The sequence below is a fragment of the Salinimicrobium sp. WS361 genome, assembly GCF_050750585.1.
In the GTDB taxonomy this organism is placed as follows: domain Bacteria; phylum Bacteroidota; class Bacteroidia; order Flavobacteriales; family Flavobacteriaceae; genus Salinimicrobium.
Genome location: NZ_JBOJLM010000003.1, coordinates 271,807 through 291,372, shown reverse-complemented (window position 1 = coordinate 291,372; position 19,566 = coordinate 271,807). Strand labels below are relative to the sequence as shown.

The following is a 19,566-nucleotide window of genomic DNA, read 5'->3' as shown; positions in this document are numbered from 1 at the left end:
AGCGCCAGTACTTATTCTGTACTGAACTTTTTCCAGAAATCAATCGAATATTTCAATTCTTCACCCAAACCATTATAAGACTCTTTGGTACATTGAAATTTATCTTTTATTAGAGAAATAGAAACACAATTAATCATTCTTAAATTACTTAAAGATGTAATGGTCACCTCTTCATTGAACTTGTTTGTCTTATGTTGACTGTTTTCATTTAGCTGAATTGCAGATATGAATTCAGAATGAGCGTAATTCGAATACAATTTATATAATTTTCCAAATAAGTTGCTTTTTAGGCAGCTCTGTTTTATAAGATCATCCCAGCTAAGTATACGTGGGAGTCCGTAACTATTCAATTTCCAGATATGATGTTTATTCAAACTTGGGTAGAATGGACTTTTTTTAACTGTTTCTTTTAAAATCTCTATTTCCTCTTTTTCTCTTTCGAGTTTTTCAATCAGATGTGGTTGAAGGTTTTCATCATAATTCTGTCTCGACATAAAACCTGAAATTCTCCATAGATTATATCTAAAAATTTGTTCTTCTCTACTTAATTTATTGAAGAAAAGATATTCTAAGGTCAGGAAGTTTTCTAATACTGCTCGGGTCAGAATGTAGATTGAGGAAATGTCCAGAATTTGAACTTTTTTATTAGTATCGATACCCGAAATATTACTTCCACGAGATAATTCTAAAGCGCTTTTCGATGCAAGAAGTAGCTTAATAGTTAATGTTTCAATATAAACTTCCCCAACATCTAAAGCCGGTTTAGAGTCATAAATCGATTGAATTATAGTCGTATGAGCTCTTAAAATATTCTCTAAACTCTCACTTAAATCGGGAATATTAAGGCTTTCTACCTCTTTAAATAGTGCTTCTATTTCTTCTTGTTTTTTCAACTTTTAGGTATTGGCGCTAACGTACGAATAAAAGCACCAGTACATTTATATATACTTTGTCTTTATTGTACTTTATTAGCTAATCTAGCGGATTTTTGATTTTGAAAAAAATATTTGTTGCAACATGGGTGTAAATTTCGGTGGTTTTGGTGCTCTTATGGCCTAAAAGGACCTGAATGTAACGCAAATCTGTCCCGCTCTCCAATAAATGTGTGGCAAAAGAGTGTCGGAGCATATGCGGAGTCACCCTTTTGCGTATTCCGGCCTTTTTAGAAGCTTCTTTTACAATCTTAACTACACTTTCAGCAGAGTACTTTTCGCCTTTCGGGCCTTCAAATAGATATTCTTTTGGTCTCCATTCAATAAAATATCTCCTAAGATCTCCAAGAAGCTTTTCAGAGAGAATGGTGTAGCGGTCTTTGTTCCCCTTACCTGATCTTACCTTTATCACCATTCTCTTGCTATCAACATCCTCCACTCTCAAATTGAGAACTTCACCCCTTCTTAATCCTGCAGAGTATAGCAGGCCGATAATACATCGATGTTTGATGTTGTTGGTGTTATTAATTATCCTTAGCACTTCTTCTTTTGCTAATACTTCCGGGAGCTTCTCCTCTGCCCTCGGTCGTTCAACTGCATAAAAACGATTAGGCATTTCCAGAACAATTTCGTAGTAAAATTTGATAGCATTAATTGCCTGATTGATATATGAATGAGAGCTCCCATCTCTTATTAACTTTTGAAGATAATGCCTTACATCATTTTCGTTAAGATTTTGAACTTCTCTGTCGCTGTAATGATTAATAAAAGTTTCAAAGCAAGAAACATAGGTTCTAATGGTACTGGCCGCATATCTCTTCAATTCCAGTTTCTGTAAATAGCTTTCGGGACAAAAAATTTTCCCAGCTACCGGCTTCCTCTTTTGAAGAGCCTCTATATCTACTGGTATCAATTCTTTACCAAAACTACTTCTGGAATAAAAGTGATTACAATTGATCCAGGCCACTCCCCGGAATGTCTTGAAAACCAGGTCGATGTTGGCAGGAGTATTTAGGATGTAATTCATATTGAAGTCCTCACTCCATTTTATTCCAGGGAGATCATTGACTAAAGCCTGCACTACCCTGTCTGCAAAGAATTTTAAACCAATACATTTCTGCTTTTCTATCATTAAATTCTTAAGAGTAATATATTTCCTTTCCATGCAATTATAATTTTATTGAATAAAAGTAGGCAAGGCAAAAACATAAAGCGTTTATTATCCGTATATTATACGAATAAAACAGGTAATAAATCATGAATAATCGAGAGAAATGTTTAGCCTGTAACCGAAAACTAGAGGGAAGAACAGACAAAAAATTTTGTGATCCATATTGCAAGAGTACTTGGCACTACAATAAAAGTCGCCAGAGCAACGCTAGCTTCTATTCAAAAGTAGACCGGCAACTTAAGACTAATAGAAAAATATTAAAGCAATTCAATAAAGCCGGGAAAGCTACCGTTCGTGCTCAGACTGTATTTGATGAAGGTTTTGATCCTAATTTCTTCACTCACTACTGGAAAAACAAAAAAGGGGATGTTTATCTTTTTGTTTACGAGTTTGGTTTTTTAACCAGGATAGAAAATGGAAAGAAAAAATTTGTCCTTATTACATGGCAGGATTATATGAGTAGGTAATTTCTTTTACTCAAACCTTCGGTATACTCAATCCCTTTTAAGAACCAGTAGATGATGCTAATATAGTGTTAACAGAGTACAAGAATATACGGAAAACCTCATTTTGATAAGTTTTTTTTAAATTTACTTTCTAAATTTTAGCTTCACCAGTCTGTTGCCCATTCTTTCCCTTAATTCAACGACCATTTCTTCCTTATCACCAATAGTGAATTTAGGCAGGACATATACAAACCTTTTACGTTGTCCCGGCAAAACAATATCCGGAAATTTATATGTGTAGAGTGGCTGCTGAAGAAGTTTCTGGTAAGAGGCATTTCTTCGTCTATTCCCACTGGATAAAAAAAGCCTCAAATATTCAGGTTCAAACTCGATAGTAGATTTATTAGCTATTTCAAAAATGATAAAGACATGACTTTGATTGTAGAACATATCATTCACCTGCAGAACAATGCCACTTTTCCTTTTATCTTTCAGGTTCCCTTTAGAAATGGTACTATAGTAAGCCGAAAGTTTTTCAAGAAAGTTTATTCTGTGAACACTATCCTTAGATTTCATGGATGATGGTATTGGAATCTTCTCTTCAACAATGACCGGCGGCTGCTCATTACCTACAGATGCCGTTTTGTTTAAAAAGTGAGTTAGTTTCGGCAACTCCTCGCTGTATTTTAAAATGTAAGAATAGATTTCTCCGTCGTAGGTAATGGCTAAAAGATTACTGATTTTTCCTGTACTGGCTTTCAAAAGCCCGAAGAATTGTGGATGCTCCTGATTATAGCTGAATACGTAATTCTCTGCTCCCACTACTGCCTGTCGAATTTTATCAGGAAAAAAAAGGGCCACATTAAGATGCTCATTGGCAAAAATGGTGTCTTGGGTTTGTCCCTTTCCGCTAAAAGAAAGGAGACAGACGATTAATACAATTAGCTTTTTCATTATTCTGCTTTTAGTAAAAGTTGGTATTGATCGAGTATAGTAACTTTAAGTTTGCGGTTGCTTTTTCTGAAAATATTTTTAACCCCTCCAATTTGGGGTAGCCCGGCTATATTTATATCCTGCACAAGATCATCCAGTACCTCTTTCCCCGCCTCTGTTTTAAAGCTATTCTGCACATAAATTCCTTCGTTGTTATCCTGAAGGTCAAAAGCTTTTAGACTGATATCGGTCTCATTGAGGTGGGTGATTTTAATGTGTACCCTGTTTAACTGTAGACTGACAAAGCCATACAACAAGGTGTTTTTCGGAAAAAAATTTTCCTGAATTTGTGCATCTTCTGTTAGAATAAGCTCTAACCTGTCTCCGGATCTAAGAGTTTGCGTTCCATTCACTTCAGCTTTAATTAAGGTTTCAGAATTGTTCTTCTCCTTTTCAAATGATCTGGAAGTAACCGCACTTATAAAAAAATTAGCATGTCCGGCTGATAAATCTCCAGTAGGAACATTTCCAGGGATTTGGACTTCTTTAAACTCTAGTATTCCTTCGCTGCTTTCCTCTTCTCTGTATTTAGTCTCACTCTGTTCTGATTCAACTATCCCAAAACGAACTGTACTATCAATCATCCATTCCCGCTCCTCCTGCTCTATTGCGGGAGCGTATGCATCAAGTGAGTCAAGATACCTTTGAGAATAAACATTGGGGATATTTCTCTCCCGCTCCTCTTTAATAGCATCCACAGCTTCAATTTTTGAAGAATACGTCTCCTGCTCTTCTTCCAATTGGGGAATTGAAGGTTGCTGCAAACTTTCAGACACCTCCTGATCCATAAAAATGAGCATGGTGTAGCCACTAATAAAAAGCAGTACAATAATAATAATGCACACAAATACTACTTTCTTTTTATCTAGTTTCATCGGATAATTTCTTTAAGCTGTGTTCAAAAAAATCTATTATCAGTAATCCATGAGTATTGCGTGGAAAATGACGGTCAACATGAATTAACTTTCCTGTTGTAATAAGTTCATATTGATCCAAAACTTTCCCCCTATTGATTTGGAAGATGGTCGTAGTTCTGAATTCATAAGGTTCCTGTTTAAGATCAAGATCTGACTTTACACTTTGAACCTTCTGTACAAGGGAATATTGAATTAATCGGTTGTATAAACCATCAACTTTCTTTTGCCGATAGATATTATCAACTGAGCTATTTCCCAGCCATAGAGCCTTTTCCAGATGGTTTTCATAATTACTGGCATCTATTCCGTAAAAATATTGATGAAACATTTCAAGATGAGCCAGGGCTTCTACCTCGAGATTTTCCTTTGCCGTGGAGAGTTTAAGTGGAATTACACTGCCATCTGTGTTTACTGCAAACATGCTGTTAAGCATCTTCTGATTCAAATCAAACACCGACCAAAGGGACAATGCTATACTTATGAATGCGAGGCTGATCACTGAAAGAACAATAAAGCGGTTGATCTTTAAGACTGAGTAAATATTCTTGTATGGTGTTTTCATCTTCAGAATGGAATTACGAGGCAAAGAGCCTAAAAGTGAATGAAATTGCTCTTCGGTAGAGCTTAAATTTGAGAAAGACAATAAAGCCTACAGATCCCAGCTGAACAATTGGAGCAAAAACTCCACTTTCTGCGCCTGTACCCAGAAGATTTCCCCAAAAATTTGTGTTGATCTCTTCATAAAGTAGATTTACAAAAACATTGACAAGGAAAAACGCAGGAACAATCATATATACAGCAGCATAGAGGCGAAAAAACCTGTACCCCATCTCCCTGAACCTTTCAAAAACCGATAAACTTATTACCAGTGGAAAAAATGCCTGCATGAGACCCAGGAGAAAGTAGCGCTCTGCCAGGAAGAGAGGATAGATAAAGAGGTCCATGATCCAAAGAAAAATACTAATGATAAAGGCTATCACCTTCATGGGGTAAAATGGTGTCACGAGATATTCATAAAGCATACTGAGAGCTTTTGTACCCGCCTCCACAAAATTGATATCTTCTTCAATTTCCATTTCCTGTAACTGAAGGGGAAGAAGTGCCGGGGCTGTATCCCTATATTCCATTTCAATGGCCACCAAGATGCTATCAAAGAATCCCAGCACCTGGGTGGAGAATATCACGACAAGAACTACCACAAAATTTTTGATCAATTCCGTCGGACTTAATCCCCAGGTATAGCCGTCATTATTTACTGCCCCTTCGTTGTACTTCTTTATCAAATTGACAAGAAAAAGAAGGATGGCCAGCGATTTCATGCCCAAAATGGTATACTGGGAAAAACTGCTTTCCTTGATGGTACTAAAAACCGCATCTACGTACTCAAGTCCTATAGTCAATAACATCGTTTCAGTTTCAAAAGTTAATCGCCCTGTTATTGATCTTTGACTGCATTTCTCTGAAGGAAATAATAGTTTTGAATCTCCTGGTGCGAAGCCCCACTTCGGCAATCATTTCCCGGGATCTTTCCTTTTGGTCTTCCAGTATGGCAAGACGCTCAGCATCTGTCATTTTCAGAAGGTTGCTGGTCAACAATTGCTGCATGAATTCCATATCCTGTTTGGCAATATCCATTATGCTGTGAAATGACATTGTTACCCGCTCAATTTCCTCTTGTTTAATGAACGGAGAATTGAGAATCTCCGTAAGGTCGTATTGCACAACCTTCACCAATTTCGCGTTGTTTTTAATGATCTCTTTTACTGCCCTAACCTGCTTTATCACACTATTTACCTGCTCGATACGTTGTTTTTGTTCACTTAGAAATTCAACTGTCTTCAATAACTGGGAAGTCTGTTTAGCAGATTCTACAAGAGACTTGGCCAGGGAGATAAAGTTGGTATTATCATAAACCGGCATTCCCTGGGAGTGGCCACTCGGGCTGCATATAGCCAACATTAAAAAAAGAATAATTTTTGCTTTCATTTTTTTATGGTTTTGTGATGAATAACTGGATTGCTTTTTCCATGGAACCTGTTTCCTCATAAAGCTGCATCAGGCGGCTGTTCTCCTCCCCATCTGTGAGGTAAGCGGCATATACTTCAGGTGGCACTTCGAGTCTGAAAATGTTACTCTGTCTACCAATCTTGATGAACATTTCTGTATATTTTCGCTCTCCGGAAAGTTTATTTTTTATAGATTTTAGCTGGTTCAGGTCATGGGATGAGAGGTTTAACCTTTTCTGAAGCTGATCATATCCTTTTTCATTATGTAAGCTATAGATCACCTGGATATTTTCTAAAATACTGGCTGAAGTAGCATTTTCAGGTAGCTGATTGATTGACTGCAGGATAATACCGATGGCGCCATTTTGTTTCCTTATGGCCTGGTAATAAAATTCAACGCTCTCCAGTACATTCCCGAATTTGAGCTGTTTTGCAAATTCGTCAAAGAGAATTATGCCTTTCTCGTTCCGATTTTGCCAGATAGTACGCTGAATGGCGGATTTAATAAGCTTGAGCATTACCGATAAGATCTCCTTATTATCCTTTATCTCATCTAATTCAAAGACAATGAGCCGTTTTTCTTCCAACCTAAAGCTTTGATCTTCGCTTATCTCAAAAAGAAAACTATAAAGCCCGCCTTTCACATATTCAGACATGATATGAAGGAAGTTCTCGACATCAAAGTAATCCCGATGGATCTGTAGATTAGTCAGAAGCCTTTCTTGTTCCACTTCAATGAAATCATAAAAACTTTCCATGGAGTGCCCCTGGTCAACATTATCGTAGTAATGCTTAAGTATTTTTTTCATCGCAACCTCCCGCGCTTTGTCTTGCAACTCTCCGGTTGCAAACAACTCCAATAAGAAAATTGTGAGATCTTCAAGATGTTGAGGGCCCAGATCTTTCATACTGTTTATGAAAAATGGGTTAATTCCCAGGTTTTTCCCCTGCTCATATCTCAAGATGAGATGATCTTGGGGATAGAGCTTGGCGAAGTTGTTATATGAACCTCCCAGATCAATAATTACCAGGCGGACTCCATCTTCATAGTACTGCCTCAGAATATTATTGGCCAGAAAAGATTTGCCTTCTCCTGTAGGGGCGAAAATGGCAAAATTTCTGGCCTTTATTCTTTTTTTATGTTCATCCCACACATCCTTTATCACCGGAATATTGTGTTGTCTATCATTGAAGATAATCCCCTGCTCATCACTTTTATAATTTGTATTGTTAATGAGCAGACAGAGGGCATGTTTAAGGTCAGTTACAAAGAGATCCTCATTCGCAAAGTTTGAAGAAAAGCAAAAGAAGCTATTCAAAAAGTAATTCTTTCTTTCCTCTGCCAACGGCAAGTAAGGAGTGATATCCAATTCTTTAAATCGGGTTTTTATTTCCGAGGCAGTTCGAAGGAGGTTCTTATAATCTTCATTCCAGAAGGTCACATTAAAATGTCCTCTTATTACCCTGGAACTATCATCCTCATTAATTCGATCCAGAATGTGACGAATTCTTTCCAGTACCACTTTATTCTGACTTCCGAAATTGCTACTCTTTTTAAGCTCTTCGATCCTCTTTTCTAAAAGCCTGCGCCACCTGGACCTATCATCCATGTAAAAAATCTGGTTGAGGATATGATCATCATTAAGATCGAGGCCCAGGCCATCTATAAAGCCCTGATGAAAAACAAAATCATCGGCTGTGTACTTTTCGTTGGTTTTAGAAGATTGCACGGCTTCACCAAAACATAGCTCATTGTTCACTGCTAGAACTTCAAAGAGATTTCTACCTATTTGAAGTTGTGCTTTATCCAAAAGAATATCCGTATCATATCCTTCATTGTACCCGTTGAAATAGGAAGTGGAAAGCTGCAGGATTTCCTCCTCTCCCAGCGGAATTAGATTTAGTCTCTTACTGTTATTGAGGAAAGAAACTGTATCATTCACCGCTCTCGTAAAATCCTGCAGTCCTTCTTCTAATTCCTTCAGACTTTTGGAGGGTATTTTTTTAAAAGGATTGACAAACTTTTTATGATTAAGAGTTCTATTTTTTGGCCAGCAAAAGAACAAATAGCTTTCATGCTCCAGGTATTCGCGACCTTCAAAGTAATTTCGAGTTGCTTTTCCCAGAAAGCTTTCCTTCGGTAGTTTTTCACCGGAATATTTTCTTTTTCGGTAAACATCCTGTTTATGAATTACACCACCGGTCATAAACGAACGCAAAGCCTGAAACCAGATCCCGTGCAGATCATCAAAATCCCTCTCAGACAAGGAGTATATTTCCGGAAGTTCAACTTTAAAGCAGAGCACGAGGTTTCCGTTATTTGCGAAGACCAGATTCTTTTTAATCTCTGTAACCGGGGGATATGTCGAAAGGTCAATCTTCATAGTTCAGGCCTGAAATTTTCTTATTGGAAATCATTTTTGGAAATACACGCTGGTAATTGAGCAGTTGTGGATTTTGATTAAGTCGGCCAAGAGATGCGTAGAGTCCTAAATTCCACAGCACGGCCGAAAGAATAACACCAACTCCAAAGGAGAAAATGATCACAAGGAGCGAAGCAATAACAGAAAGCATCATTAAAGCGAACAACCCAACAGGAAGGCCGTAGACAAGGGCCTTCCTTCGGATATGTCGGTAAATTTCGTAGCGCTTCATTAGACTACAATTCCAATAAGGTAACTGAAAATTCCTACTACTGCACCTGCAATTAAGACGAAGACCAGTACCCGGGTGATTCCCTTTTTGAGATCTGCATTTTCCCCGAAAAAGTGCCCGGCATTAAAAAGGAAGCCCACAAGAAATATCACCCCAAGAATAATGGGAAAAACCGCTCTGACTGTATCCGCAATTTCGGCGACAGAATTTTCTATACCTCCTATCTGCGCAAAGGCAGGCATAGATAAGGTCAGGAAACAAAAACTGGTGTACATAGATTTTTTCATCGGAAAGATGTTTTAAATTAAACCGATGATGAATCTATAACAGGAAAATGCCTGGAGAATTAAGGCCTTAAATAATTAACATACAATAATTTATATTTTATGGAATCACTTTAAAAACAGGGAAAATATTAGAAGGTTTTTAATAAATAACTGAGGGATACCGGGTATGTCCATCCTCAGGAAGTGGATTATAATGCACCGGGCGGCATGCCTTTTGTTATTAAAAATAAAAATCCTTGATGAAATAAATAACTTATAAGAAGTTAAACGAATATGACACTTACAAAGATTTATAACAGAATTGAAGAGCTACTGGATATCATAAAGAGGAGTACTGAAAACCAGGATCTTTATTTTAATTCAGAATTGGAATTAGCTTATCTTGAAGATCTCAGAGAAGAACTAGAAGAAGGAGCCTGATATGTAATTACTTTTGTTTTCTGCCTATGTGTTACCGAACTAAACTAAATTCAAAACTTCAGGAGATTGAAAGCAGCTTTGCAGCAGTGTTTATCGATCCCGATTCTTATATTCCAAAGGAAGAAGTAAACGGATTTGCGCATCATGAAACTCCTGTAATTACAGATGAGAACCCACAGGAAATTACTCTTTCGAAGTGGGGATTAATCCCTTTTTGGGCTAAAAGTTCAGAAATACAGAAGAGTACTTTAAATGCAAAGATAGAGACTGCCCAGGAAAAGCCATCCTTTCAAAAAGCAGTAAACAACCGCTGCCTGGTAATAGCTGATGGCTATTACGAGTGGCAATGGCTGGATGCTAAAGGGGGCACAAAACAAAAATACCTTCTAACAACAAAAGAGCAGTCGGTTTTCGCCTTTGCCGGTATTTATTCGTATTGGAAAGAGCCGGGAACAAATTATCTTCACCATACCTATTCAATTCTGACTACAGAGGCCAACGAACTTATGAGCAGAATTCATACTAACAAGAGAAGGATGCCTGTTGTGCTCGAAAAACGGGATCAAAGGAAGTGGCTAGATGGCACTGACCTTTCAAAATTTGCCTTCCCTTATGAAGTAGCTCTGACAGCTACTCCTGTAGATGAGCCCGGAAAACAACAGGTTTTAAATTTCTAAATATCCAGATCCACCCAGAGTGCAGGATGTTCACTTGCCGCGTCTTCTAAACGTTTAATCTGAGGATAAATCGGCCATTGAGACTTACGTTGTGGCCAAACTCCCTTTCGGTTCATTCCTGCAGATATGATTCTATTGAACAGTACCGGTGACAGCAAAAGGTAGTCCCTTTGTTTTAAGTTAATTCCTTTTCCGTATGCACCCAAACTGTGATAACCTGAATCTCTGCCCTGGTCAGCGACCACTGTAAATTTCGGGTGCCTGCTTATTTCTTTGAGACTGGTATCCCGAATTAGAGAAGAGAGGGAATAACAATAGGACGGGGCGTTAAAAGTCCCACAGACCACAATGTTTTGTTGTCCCTCTGTCAGCAGCCGCTCATATTGTGATGCAATGTATTGAGACTGCTCTGCTCTTTTTCTATCACTTTCCTCCTTTATCAGGTGGTCATCGGTGAGATGTGCAGAAATAATAGTTATTCTTTCTCCAGCCGGAGAGAAAACTTCGTATTCCAACAGACTCCTTTCAAACAGCGGTTCATTATTTTCTCTCTGTATAGAGTGATGACTTCTGGCACTGCCAATGGAATACCCTGGTCTTGTCAATAAACCTAAATCCTGTCCCAGGTCTGTGTTACCAGAAATAAATAAATAATTTTTTAAAGGAAAACATTGAAACTGTGGCAAGAGGAATTTATTAAACTGTCGCAGAGCTTCACAGCTTTCCACCTCTTGCAGGATGAGTAGATCGGGATTTATGGCAGAAACAACCCGTGCCTTATTTTCAATCTGGACAGAGGACAATGGGTGATTTTCAACTTCTATCCAACCATTCCAGTTATTATAAGGTGCGGCATGCATCTCTTTTGAAAAATGGATTCCTTTGACAAAAAAATTCCCTCCTTTTCTACGCATCACTACATACCCGGACTGGTCGATATGTTCAAAACCGATCAGAAAGGAAAGTTCCCGCAATCTTTCCAAATCACATCCAGTCTTTCTGAATTTCACCATTAACTCGTCCATCTCCTTTAGCCAATTTGCGAAGTTTTTGGTCTTACTGCTGTTCAAAAGTCTTTTATGTCGAAAAAATAAATTCTGGACATTGTAGGTTGCTATCTTCATCACACAATAATTAGTTTCGTTTATCTTTTGCATTTTTTGGAAAGGCGATCAGGTTATATGCCTGTCGCATTCTGCTTCTCACCCTGCTCCCATACCTCTCTTCTAATTCATTAGCATTTAAGTTGGTAGTCAGGTGAGTTTTGAGTTTATGGTTCAGAAATAAATCGTGACGACTCAGAAGTAGTTCTCCCATAACGTTACAATCATTACCGAAAAATTTCCCTTCCGGTTCAATTCCCAGGTCATCAAAACAGAAAAGACCACCTTTACCATAGTCCTCAATTATTTTATAGCCTATGAGGTTGAAACCAAAAACAATATTTCTAGCAGGAATCACCTCATACGGCCGTTGGTGTGGCACAAGATGCTTCAATAAGCGCATCATGCTTGTTTTGCCACAACCCACCGGACCTGACAGAAGTATTCCTTTGTCAGTATCAATGTTGTACTTATGACATTTCTCCTGGTCCTTTATGAAGTAGTTAGCCAGTTTATACCAGGTTAGGTGGTCCTCATCAATGATCCTGAATTTTTTTCCAAATAGTAATTTCCCTTTAGCTTCCAGATAAGTCAGGATCTTTGAGAAATCATAAATTAATTCCGTTCCGGTAAAGGTGCCAAGGCTATATTCCACGCCACCTTCAATAATTTTAGAGGGGTTGATCATAATCCTTAGCATTAGATGTTTGGAGACTGTCTTTTTTAGAAAATTTCTTACCAGAAAACCTGAAGGTATTTTTAATCCAGCTGTGAGCCAGAGCCTCCCAGTCCCGTACCTGCTCTCCATCACCCGTTCTCCATTCGTTTTTCTGGTAATAATCGAAAAACCTTTTCCCTTCCTCAGGTGAAAGACCCTTAGCATTGAAAAACAATAAAACATCCATCCTGTCTTTAGGTTGTTTAGATATTTTTTCAAGTTTAGTACTGTTTATATTTGATCCCACCAGAGGTTTATTTTTGAGACTGGCTGGTTTCGACAGATGTCCACTTTCAGGACTGTACTGGGATTGTACGGGAACATTTTTGGAACTGTACTGCCCCGCAATCCCGTCAAGAAAGGAGTCAAAATCTTCTTCTGCTTTTGTTTCCTGTTTTTCCAGTACGCACATCCTGATTCTACTACCTTTAAATGCACTCTTAGATGGAAAATAATCAAGATAACCCCAGTCATGAAGGTTTACGATACAGCGGTGATAAGTAGATTTAGAGCCTATTTTTGCAGCACGCATGAGGTCTCTGCGATTCACAGAAATTTCTCCGGCAAACCTACTACAGTTCCATTCCTGGAATAGAGCCAGGTATAGGGTAACATGAGCCGGGTTGAGACGATCATCGAAGTAAAATTTTTCAAAGGCGGCATTAAGGAGCTTAATGTAATTCATAGCACTTCCTATTAGTTAATGAAGGACCTTTTTCTCTACCATTAGTTTTTGTATTTCATCAGAATCGAAATAAATGATGCCCCCCAGTTTGGTATAGGGTAGCGTTCCATTGAATTTCAGGTTTTGAAGAGTTCCAGGACTAATCTTTAATAGTTTTAAAACTTCGTTGGATTTTAGCCACTTCTTTGAACTCTGACCCTTGTGTTCAGTAAGCATTGACTGGATTTCTTGCAGAAGCTCCTTTTTGAACTCCTGAAGATCTTCTGTGGTAATAATAGATGTTGGCATAATGATTCTTTTTTTAGCATTTAAAATGCTGGTTACAATTTCATTATGCTAAATTGATATGCCCTGCTGGCTTTTTTTCACAAGAGGTTTCGTACTACGAAAAAGTTTAACATCCTTTTCTTTGCGGAATTTTGGGCAGTTTTGAAAGAATAAAATCCCTAGAATTCTCTCAAGAATTGCCATTTTTCAATCTTCCAAAGGTTTTTCCCAGCAATTCGTAGTACGAAAAAAGGGCATCATTTTATCCTTGCAGTGCTAATGATAAACAGAGCAATATGAATAGAGAGGTAGTGCTTTGTTTATTCAGGCACCCTTATCATGAGAAAAGCGAATTTGCAGGTGAAAATAAAAAAGTAATCTGGGAAGAAGTCCTTAAAGAAGATAAAGGAACAGCTCTGCGTTTGCAAAATCTACTACTTCAATACCCGGCTTCTTTCTGTTCTTCTTGGATCTCCAGCAGTTTCCTGTCTGGTAATCCATTTTAGGTTAACGGCGATATATCCAAACTCCTCCACTACTTTTCCGTAACATAAAAAGATCCCTTTGCTGCGCAGTGGGTATTTCTCGGCTACTCCTGGAAAAGAAACTGTGTCAAAAATGTCATTATGTTGATCAAAGAAAGTCCCGAAATACATGTACTTATTATTTACTGTGGGAGTTCTTTTTGCTGTTATTAAATTTCCATATATAGAGATTTCCTTACCAATATAATTTTTAAGATCTTTTGCTTTTACTGTGGGTTGCAGGTTATTTTTTAGAAGATCAAAATGGCTGCAAAGGGGAAAACCCAGTAACTCCATTTGATCATATGCCTCCACCAAAAAATCAAAACTAAATTCGGGCAGGTCAAAATCTTTATGTGGTGTTCGGAAAAGCAACGCCTGAGTGGAGTTTGTTTTGTTATGATTCAGTTTGAAATGCGCTTTCCACAGCAGGTGGTGCTTGTCCAATCCTGTAAACCTGAACGCATTAATTTTAAGTAGTAAACTCAATTGATCTATGGAAATCTCTACCCGATCAATAAAATCATCCAAAGATCTAAAGCTGCCAAAAAACTGGCGATTCTCAAGGATGCGCTGTATTACCTTTAGCTCCAGCTCTTTTATGTAAGCAAACCCAAGGAAAATATCACGGCCACGTATTACGTTAGGGTGATCACTGTTATTGATACAGGGTGCATGAACAATTCCTCCACATTTTCTGATTTCCTGAATATAGGTTTCCACATCATAAAATCCACCTCCGTTGTTGAGTGCTGCCACCATAAATTCCAACGGGAAATATCGCTTTAGATATAAACTCTGGTAACTCTCCACAGCATAGGACGCAGAATGACCTTTGGGAAAAGCATAACCCGCAAAAGAAGCAATTTGATCCCATACCTCATTTATAAGAGTAACATCGTATCCCCGTTCCCTACAATTGTCCCGGAATTTCCGTTCAATTTTATCAATTTGCCCTTTAGAAGTTTTTTTTCCACTCATTCCCCGCCTCAGCACATCTGCTTCTTCAAAAGAAAGGCCTGCAAAATAGTGGGCAACTTTTAGAACATCTTCCTGGTATACCATGACTCCATAGGTCTCAGCCAGAATTTCGTAAAGTACAGGATGTGCCTGCCGCCTTCTTTGCGGGTTCCTGTGCCTTTGAATATATTCCTCTTTCATCCCGCCGTTGGAAACACCAGGTCTTATTATAGAGCTTGCAGCAACAAGTTCTAGATAGCTCTGTGTTTGCAGCTTTTGGAATAAACCACGCATGGCGGGAGACTCAATGTAAAAAACGCCCATACAGTCCCCTGCCCTGAGTAAGTTATTTATTTCTGGATCATTTTTAAAAACTGCTACATTATCAATATCTTCAATATGAGCTTCAGGTTGGTTTTGCTTAATAATTTCGATGGCATCTGTAATTTTTGAAAGTCCACGTTGTGCCAGAATATCAAATTTATGAATACCAACTTCTTCACTGATATTCATATCAACCTGAACTGTGGCAAAACCCTTTGGCGGCATAAAAGTTCCGCTGTAATTATAAACAGAATCATTCAGGATAAGGATACCCCCGGAATGTACACTTAGATAATTGGGAAAACCGGCAATCAATCCACTATATCTAATTACCAGCTGTTCCAGGTGATCTAATTGCTCAAAATCAAAAAAACCAGCAGATAATTTATCGATGTTCTCTTTTGGGAGCCCAAATACCTTTCCTATTTCCCTTACTACCGCACGCCTTTTAAAGGTTACATAGGTTCCCATTAAAGCCGTATTCTTATGACGCCTAAAAATATAATCAGTTACATCCTGGCGATCTTTCCAGGAAAAATCAATGTCAAAATCGGGGGGAGATTTTCTGCTTTCGTTTAGGAAACGTTCAAAATATAAATCCAGTTCTATTGGGTCGACATTGGTAATACCAATTATATAGGCTACAATGGAATTTGCCCCGCTACCCCGCCCTATGTAAGGGTAATTTTTGGATCTGGCGTATTGAATAATATCATAATTGATCAGGAAATAAGAAACAAACCCAAGGTTAATAATCGCTGTTAGCTCCTTTTCAACCCTTTCACGTACTACCTGAGAGGCCTTGGGATATCGCTTTGACAAGTTTTCTTTACATAGTTTTTTTAGAAGGATTTCATCTTCCTGCTTACTTTTACCGTAGACCTGTAAATTTCGGTTGATCCTGTCTTTTCCAAAACCAAACTTAATGTCACAGCTTTCAACCAGGTTATGGGTGTTTTTCAGAATGAATGGATAATCTTCAAATGCTTTTTGAATTTCCTGTAAAGAAATCATTTGCTGATTGATTGAACCTTCCTCATCCCTGGGAAGTTTGCTCAAAAGAGTATTTTTATCAATGGCACGCAGAAGACGGTGAGCATTAAAATCTCTTTTATTTCGGAAGCTTACCGTTTGCAAAAAGATCAGTTTGTGTGAAAACCGGAGGTACGTTGAGAATTTTAGTTGTCGTAAAGTTTCTACGGAAACGCCGATGAACTCATTTTTCTGGAAATCCTTTTTTTTAGTTTTAACCACTTTTTCAAACGGATAAATGATATAGCAGTCAGGTAAATCAGGTGCATTGTCTTCAAATGCCCGATGTTGATGCAATTGAGCAGAAAGATGTTCATTGAGCTGTCGGAATCCGATATTGTTTCTGGAAATACCCACATATTGTTGGGATACACCATTCCTGAAATCAATGCCTATCAGTGGTTTTATTCCAAAGGCAGAGGCCTCCTTGACAAAATTCATACAGGCAGAAGTATTGTTGATGTCGGTTACAGCAATGGCTTCCATACCATTCTTTTTTGCCAGAACACAAAGATCTTCTACAGAAAATGTTCCGTAGCGTAAAGAAAACCAGGTATGGCAGTTTAGAAACATCTATAAAATTCTTTGTTGTTATTGTTGCCGATGCGCATGTAATATTGGAGGTTCCCCGTTGAAAGGATTATTCATTCTTCCCACACTGGTACCACCTATGGTGGCTGCACGGATGACACTGTGGTCTCCAAAACGCTCGCGGATTCTGTCCATCGAATTGTACAGGCTCAACATTTCCTCCGAATCGTCAAACAGGTTGATCTGGTAGTGTCCCCCCACAAGACCTGTAAATTTAACCCCCACCAGTCTTATCAGTAGCCTGCGGTTATAGAGCTGGTTGAAAAGTTCCAGCACCTTAGGGATGATTAGATGATCGGCACTGGTATAAGATATTTTTGCCTGTTTGGTATAGGTGTGAAAATCAGAGTACCTGATTTTCACACTCAGTTTGGACGTCAGTTTATTGCCACGCCGGAGTTGAAAGGCAAGATTCTCTGCCATTGCTACCAGAGTTGCCCGGAGTTGTACCATGTTGATGGTATCTTTATGGAAAGTGCGCTCTGCAGATATGGATTTCCTTTCATGAAAAGGAATAATGGGGGAATCATCTATGCCATTGGCCCTCTTCCATATAGATCGCCCGTTCTTGCCTAATACACCTTCCAACATCTCCACCGGCATCTCCTGGATCATTTGTATATCCCGAACCCCCAGATTTAAAAGCTTCTGAAATGTCTTCTCACCTATCATAGGAATCTTTCTTACTGACAAAGGAGCAAGGAAAGATTTTTCATTCCCTTGCAGAATGATCATCTGATTATTGGGTTTGGCCTCACCAGTTGCTACTTTGGATACCACCTTATTCTGGGATAATCCGAAAGAAATAGGTAATCCACTTTCTCTTATGATGGTTTGCCGAAGCTCTCCTGCAAATTTATAGGTGCCGAAGAAATTTTCCATCCCGCTGAGATCTGCATAAAACTCATCTATACTTGCTTTCTCAAATGCAGGTACTTTGCTCTTAATAATTTCAGTAACTACATGAGAGTGTTTGGTGTACACACTGGAGTCCCCTTTTATAACAGTAGCCTGTGGACATAGCTGCCGTGCAACTTTCATGGCCATGCCTGAGTGTACACCGAACTTTCGGGTTTCATAGCTACAGGCTGCCACTACCCCCCTGTCTCCCAATCCCCCTACTAAAAGAGGTTTATCCTGTAACTCAGAATTGAGCAAACGTTCAACAGACACAAAGAAAGTATCCAAGTCCAGGTGTAAAATTGATCTCTTCAGCATTTTATGGAATAATTCCTTATTATAGGATTTTTTCCAAAATTATAAAAATATGATTTGAATAATAGAAAGGGAGCGTTAAAACAAAAAAATAATTATTCTAGACTCTTTTTCAAAAAACTCAGGTCATTAGAGTCGAAGATTTTAATGAAGAATAATCTTCTTATTTACAGCACCTTGTCCAATCTATCTTCCATTGATTCTTCAGATTATTAGTTTAACCTGTATCTAACAAAAAATGATTAAAAAAAAGCCTTGAATACTTTCAATAACTTTCTCGCATAATATAAGGAAGCCAAATATGAAGAAAAGATAGGTACTTGGCCAATAAGTACAAACACCTGGAATCTTTATAAATCTACAAAAGCCTAAGTTAAAAAAGAAAAGCAGGTTTTCCATAACTTTAAGAATCCAGTTCAAATTTCTTGGTCACCTGAATGTTTCCTCCTACCCTCTTTGAATTCCTCTTGTTGTAGAATAAGTCGTCTCAGATTTTAAAATAACCGTGAATTTTGATCCTTTTCCTTCCTGACTGGAAACTTCTATTCTTCCTCCTTTATTTTCCACAAGTCGTTTTACAATAAATAAACCTAAACCTGAACCACCAACCGAAGATTTAATCCTAAAATATTTATTGAACAAGTTCGGTATGAATTCGTTTTTTATCCCACAACCATTATCCTGTACTTCCAGAATAACTCCTTTAGTCGTCGATTTAGTGCGGACGGTAACCACTGGAGCACGGTCGGGGTGTTGGTATTTAATTCCATTTGAGATAAGATTAAAAAGAATACTTCTTATATCTTTTTTTGAATAGCGTAAAATATCTATGTTAAGTTCCGAAATGATAGATGCTTGCGTTGATTCTATAAGATGGTTTAGGTCACTTTTAATTTCATTTAAAACAAGAGCTAAATTCACCTGAGGTGCTGTGTATTCACGCTTGGCTGTTTGTGCAATAAGGGTCATATCATCAATGACCTGCTTATATCGCTTCACCGCAGCATTCATCATTCCAAGTATTTCGTTTTCTCCTTCTAGATTTTCTTCAGAAGGTTCTAAAAGACCAATAAGTCCTTCTAAATTATTTAGAGGTGCTTTAAGATCATGAGATGCTGAATACACAAAGTTGTCCAGTTCAAGGTTAATTCGTTTCAGCTCATCATTAGAATTTTTTAATTCATCATTTGCGCGGTAAAGCTCTGCTTTTGTATGTTGGAGCTCCTCTAAAATCTTTTTTTGATCGTGTATATCTGTACATGTACCAAACCACTTTACAATGTTCCCGCTCTCGTCGCGAAGAGGATGGGCTCGCGCAAGGAACCATTTATAAGATCCATTGAATTTTCTCATTCGATATTCGATCTCATAAGCAGCTCCGGTATCAAGCGAATTTTGCCATACCTCCAAGGTTCGATCATAATCATCTGGATGCAGTACCAGCGACCATCCCTTGTTCTTTGTTTCTTCGAAAGAGAGACCGGTAAATTCATACCAACGCTCATTGAAGAAGTCATGGTAACCGTCAGCTTGAGTGGCCCAAACCATTTGCGGCATAAGATTAATAACAAATTGAAACTCCTTTCCACCTTGATCAAGCGAAACTTCTTTTTCTGGAGCTGTTCTCATCATAGGATCAGATA

The 19,566-nt window shown here is 38.2% G+C and carries 20 protein-coding genes; 3 read left to right on the top strand and 17 right to left on the bottom strand.

The annotated features are described in order from the left end of the window. Window positions 1–11: 11 nt before the first annotated feature. Both ACQ93I_RS04760 and xerA read right to left on the bottom strand, forming a co-directional pair. Complete coding sequence (locus ACQ93I_RS04760) at window positions 12–893, bottom strand: hypothetical protein (protein WP_431697405.1); 882 nt, start codon at window positions 891–893, stop codon at window positions 12–14. Between the two features lie 79 nt (window positions 894–972). After that, complete coding sequence (gene xerA / locus ACQ93I_RS04755) at window positions 973–2,097, bottom strand: site-specific tyrosine recombinase/integron integrase (protein ID WP_431697404.1); 1,125 nt, start codon at window positions 2,095–2,097, stop codon at window positions 973–975. A gap of 92 nt (window positions 2,098–2,189) precedes the next feature. Between xerA and ACQ93I_RS04750 the strand changes: the two genes are divergently transcribed. Next, the gene (locus tag ACQ93I_RS04750) at window positions 2,190–2,570 is read left to right on the top strand and encodes a hypothetical protein (protein ID WP_431697403.1); all 381 of its coding nucleotides are present in this window, start codon (window positions 2,190–2,192) and stop codon (window positions 2,568–2,570) included. A 123-nt stretch (window positions 2,571–2,693) separates the two neighbouring features. Here the strand turns inward: ACQ93I_RS04750 and ACQ93I_RS04745 are convergent, their stop codons facing one another. Genes ACQ93I_RS04745 through ACQ93I_RS04710 form a run of 8 tightly spaced genes read right to left on the bottom strand, consistent with a single transcriptional unit; the run spans window position 2,694 to window position 9,407 of the window. Then, complete coding sequence (locus ACQ93I_RS04745) at window positions 2,694–3,503, bottom strand: DUF4138 domain-containing protein (protein ID WP_431697402.1); 810 nt, start codon at window positions 3,501–3,503, stop codon at window positions 2,694–2,696. Next, window positions 3,503–4,417: a conjugative transposon protein TraM gene (gene traM / locus ACQ93I_RS04740; RefSeq protein ID WP_431697401.1), complete on the bottom strand. Its 915-nt coding sequence runs from the start codon at window positions 4,415–4,417 to the stop codon at window positions 3,503–3,505. Before traM ends, ACQ93I_RS04745 begins: the two co-directional genes overlap by 1 nt. Beyond that, a complete protein-coding gene (locus tag ACQ93I_RS04735) occupies window positions 4,404–5,021 on the bottom strand; it encodes a conjugal transfer protein TraK (protein ID WP_431697400.1) in 618 nt (205 codons plus the stop codon). The genes traM and ACQ93I_RS04735 overlap by 14 nt, the downstream gene beginning before the upstream one ends. A gap of 13 nt (window positions 5,022–5,034) precedes the next feature. Continuing rightward, the gene (locus tag ACQ93I_RS04730; protein WP_431697399.1) at window positions 5,035–5,865 is read right to left on the bottom strand and encodes a hypothetical protein; all 831 of its coding nucleotides are present in this window, start codon (window positions 5,863–5,865) and stop codon (window positions 5,035–5,037) included. A gap of 10 nt (window positions 5,866–5,875) precedes the next feature. After that, a complete protein-coding gene (locus ACQ93I_RS04725) occupies window positions 5,876–6,445 on the bottom strand; it encodes a conjugal transfer protein (RefSeq protein WP_431697398.1) in 570 nt (189 codons plus the stop codon). Between the two features lie 4 nt (window positions 6,446–6,449). Beyond that, on the bottom strand, window positions 6,450–8,849 hold the full coding sequence (locus ACQ93I_RS04720; protein ID WP_431697397.1) for a TraG family conjugative transposon ATPase: 2,400 nt from the start codon (window positions 8,847–8,849) through the stop codon (window positions 6,450–6,452). After that, a complete protein-coding gene (locus ACQ93I_RS04715; protein WP_431697396.1) occupies window positions 8,839–9,120 on the bottom strand; it encodes a hypothetical protein in 282 nt (93 codons plus the stop codon). The genes ACQ93I_RS04720 and ACQ93I_RS04715 overlap by 11 nt, the downstream gene beginning before the upstream one ends. Then, window positions 9,120–9,407 (bottom strand): hypothetical protein, encoded by a 288-nt coding sequence (locus ACQ93I_RS04710; protein ID WP_266070405.1) that lies wholly within the window; start codon window positions 9,405–9,407, stop codon window positions 9,120–9,122. The genes ACQ93I_RS04715 and ACQ93I_RS04710 overlap by 1 nt, the downstream gene beginning before the upstream one ends. Window positions 9,408–9,680: 273 nt before the next feature. On the opposite strand from ACQ93I_RS04710, the gene ACQ93I_RS04705 reads away from it, so the two are divergent. Both ACQ93I_RS04705 and ACQ93I_RS04700 read left to right on the top strand, forming a co-directional pair. After that, window positions 9,681–9,827: a hypothetical protein gene (locus ACQ93I_RS04705; RefSeq protein ID WP_266070406.1), complete on the top strand. Its 147-nt coding sequence runs from the start codon at window positions 9,681–9,683 to the stop codon at window positions 9,825–9,827. Between the two features lie 26 nt (window positions 9,828–9,853). Continuing rightward, window positions 9,854–10,504, top strand: coding sequence for an SOS response-associated peptidase (locus tag ACQ93I_RS04700; RefSeq protein WP_431697395.1), 651 nt, complete (start codon window positions 9,854–9,856; stop codon window positions 10,502–10,504). Here ACQ93I_RS04700 and ACQ93I_RS04695 read toward each other — a convergent pair. The 7 genes from ACQ93I_RS04695 to ACQ93I_RS04665 all read right to left on the bottom strand — a co-directional run bounded on the left by ACQ93I_RS04695 (window position 10,501) and on the right by ACQ93I_RS04665 (window position 19,555). Continuing rightward, on the bottom strand, window positions 10,501–11,661 hold the full coding sequence (locus ACQ93I_RS04695) for a hypothetical protein (protein ID WP_431697394.1): 1,161 nt from the start codon (window positions 11,659–11,661) through the stop codon (window positions 10,501–10,503). The genes ACQ93I_RS04700 and ACQ93I_RS04695 overlap by 4 nt on opposite strands. Next, on the bottom strand, window positions 11,639–12,295 hold the full coding sequence (locus tag ACQ93I_RS04690) for an ATPase (RefSeq protein WP_431697393.1): 657 nt from the start codon (window positions 12,293–12,295) through the stop codon (window positions 11,639–11,641). The genes ACQ93I_RS04695 and ACQ93I_RS04690 overlap by 23 nt, the downstream gene beginning before the upstream one ends. Continuing rightward, complete coding sequence (locus ACQ93I_RS04685) at window positions 12,279–13,010, bottom strand: hypothetical protein (RefSeq protein WP_431697392.1); 732 nt, start codon at window positions 13,008–13,010, stop codon at window positions 12,279–12,281. The genes ACQ93I_RS04690 and ACQ93I_RS04685 overlap by 17 nt, the downstream gene beginning before the upstream one ends. A gap of 15 nt (window positions 13,011–13,025) precedes the next feature. Next, complete coding sequence (locus ACQ93I_RS04680; RefSeq protein WP_266070413.1) at window positions 13,026–13,298, bottom strand: helix-turn-helix domain-containing protein; 273 nt, start codon at window positions 13,296–13,298, stop codon at window positions 13,026–13,028. Between the two features lie 413 nt (window positions 13,299–13,711). After that, window positions 13,712–16,690: a DNA polymerase III subunit alpha gene (locus ACQ93I_RS04675; RefSeq protein ID WP_431697391.1), complete on the bottom strand. Its 2,979-nt coding sequence runs from the start codon at window positions 16,688–16,690 to the stop codon at window positions 13,712–13,714. Between the two features lie 18 nt (window positions 16,691–16,708). Beyond that, complete coding sequence (gene dinB, locus ACQ93I_RS04670) at window positions 16,709–17,926, bottom strand: DNA polymerase IV (RefSeq protein ID WP_431697390.1); 1,218 nt, start codon at window positions 17,924–17,926, stop codon at window positions 16,709–16,711. A gap of 444 nt (window positions 17,927–18,370) precedes the next feature. Beyond that, complete coding sequence (locus ACQ93I_RS04665) at window positions 18,371–19,555, bottom strand: sensor histidine kinase (RefSeq protein WP_431697389.1); 1,185 nt, start codon at window positions 19,553–19,555, stop codon at window positions 18,371–18,373. Window positions 19,556–19,566: the final 11 nt, after the last annotated feature.

Coding starts and splice junctions, on each gene's coding strand:
- dinB (WP_431697390.1), bottom strand. CDS start 17,926: ATGCTGAAGAGATCAATTTTACACCTGGACTTGGATACTTTCTTTGTG.
- ACQ93I_RS04675 (WP_431697391.1), bottom strand. CDS start 16,690: ATGTTTCTAAACTGCCATACCTGGTTTTCTTTACGCTACGGAACATTT.
- ACQ93I_RS04680 (WP_266070413.1), bottom strand. CDS start 13,298: ATGCCAACATCTATTATTACCACAGAAGATCTTCAGGAGTTCAAAAAG.
- ACQ93I_RS04705 (WP_266070406.1), top strand. CDS start 9,681: ATGACACTTACAAAGATTTATAACAGAATTGAAGAGCTACTGGATATC.
- ACQ93I_RS04745 (WP_431697402.1), bottom strand. CDS start 3,503: ATGAAAAAGCTAATTGTATTAATCGTCTGTCTCCTTTCTTTTAGCGGA.
- ACQ93I_RS04730 (WP_431697399.1), bottom strand. CDS start 5,865: ATGTTATTGACTATAGGACTTGAGTACGTAGATGCGGTTTTTAGTACC.
- ACQ93I_RS04720 (WP_431697397.1), bottom strand. CDS start 8,849: ATGAAGATTGACCTTTCGACATATCCCCCGGTTACAGAGATTAAAAAG.
- xerA (WP_431697404.1), bottom strand. CDS start 2,097: ATGGAAAGGAAATATATTACTCTTAAGAATTTAATGATAGAAAAGCAG.
- ACQ93I_RS04685 (WP_431697392.1), bottom strand. CDS start 13,010: ATGAATTACATTAAGCTCCTTAATGCCGCCTTTGAAAAATTTTACTTC.
- traM (WP_431697401.1), bottom strand. CDS start 4,417: ATGAAACTAGATAAAAAGAAAGTAGTATTTGTGTGCATTATTATTATT.
- ACQ93I_RS04750 (WP_431697403.1), top strand. CDS start 2,190: ATGAATAATCGAGAGAAATGTTTAGCCTGTAACCGAAAACTAGAGGGA.
- ACQ93I_RS04695 (WP_431697394.1), bottom strand. CDS start 11,661: ATGCAAAAGATAAACGAAACTAATTATTGTGTGATGAAGATAGCAACC.
- ACQ93I_RS04715 (WP_431697396.1), bottom strand. CDS start 9,120: ATGAAGCGCTACGAAATTTACCGACATATCCGAAGGAAGGCCCTTGTC.
- ACQ93I_RS04665 (WP_431697389.1), bottom strand. CDS start 19,555: ATGATGAGAACAGCTCCAGAAAAAGAAGTTTCGCTTGATCAAGGTGGA.
- ACQ93I_RS04700 (WP_431697395.1), top strand. CDS start 9,854: ATGTGTTACCGAACTAAACTAAATTCAAAACTTCAGGAGATTGAAAGC.
- ACQ93I_RS04710 (WP_266070405.1), bottom strand. CDS start 9,407: ATGAAAAAATCTATGTACACCAGTTTTTGTTTCCTGACCTTATCTATG.
- ACQ93I_RS04725 (WP_431697398.1), bottom strand. CDS start 6,445: ATGAAAGCAAAAATTATTCTTTTTTTAATGTTGGCTATATGCAGCCCG.
- ACQ93I_RS04690 (WP_431697393.1), bottom strand. CDS start 12,295: ATGATCAACCCCTCTAAAATTATTGAAGGTGGCGTGGAATATAGCCTT.
- ACQ93I_RS04735 (WP_431697400.1), bottom strand. CDS start 5,021: ATGAAAACACCATACAAGAATATTTACTCAGTCTTAAAGATCAACCGC.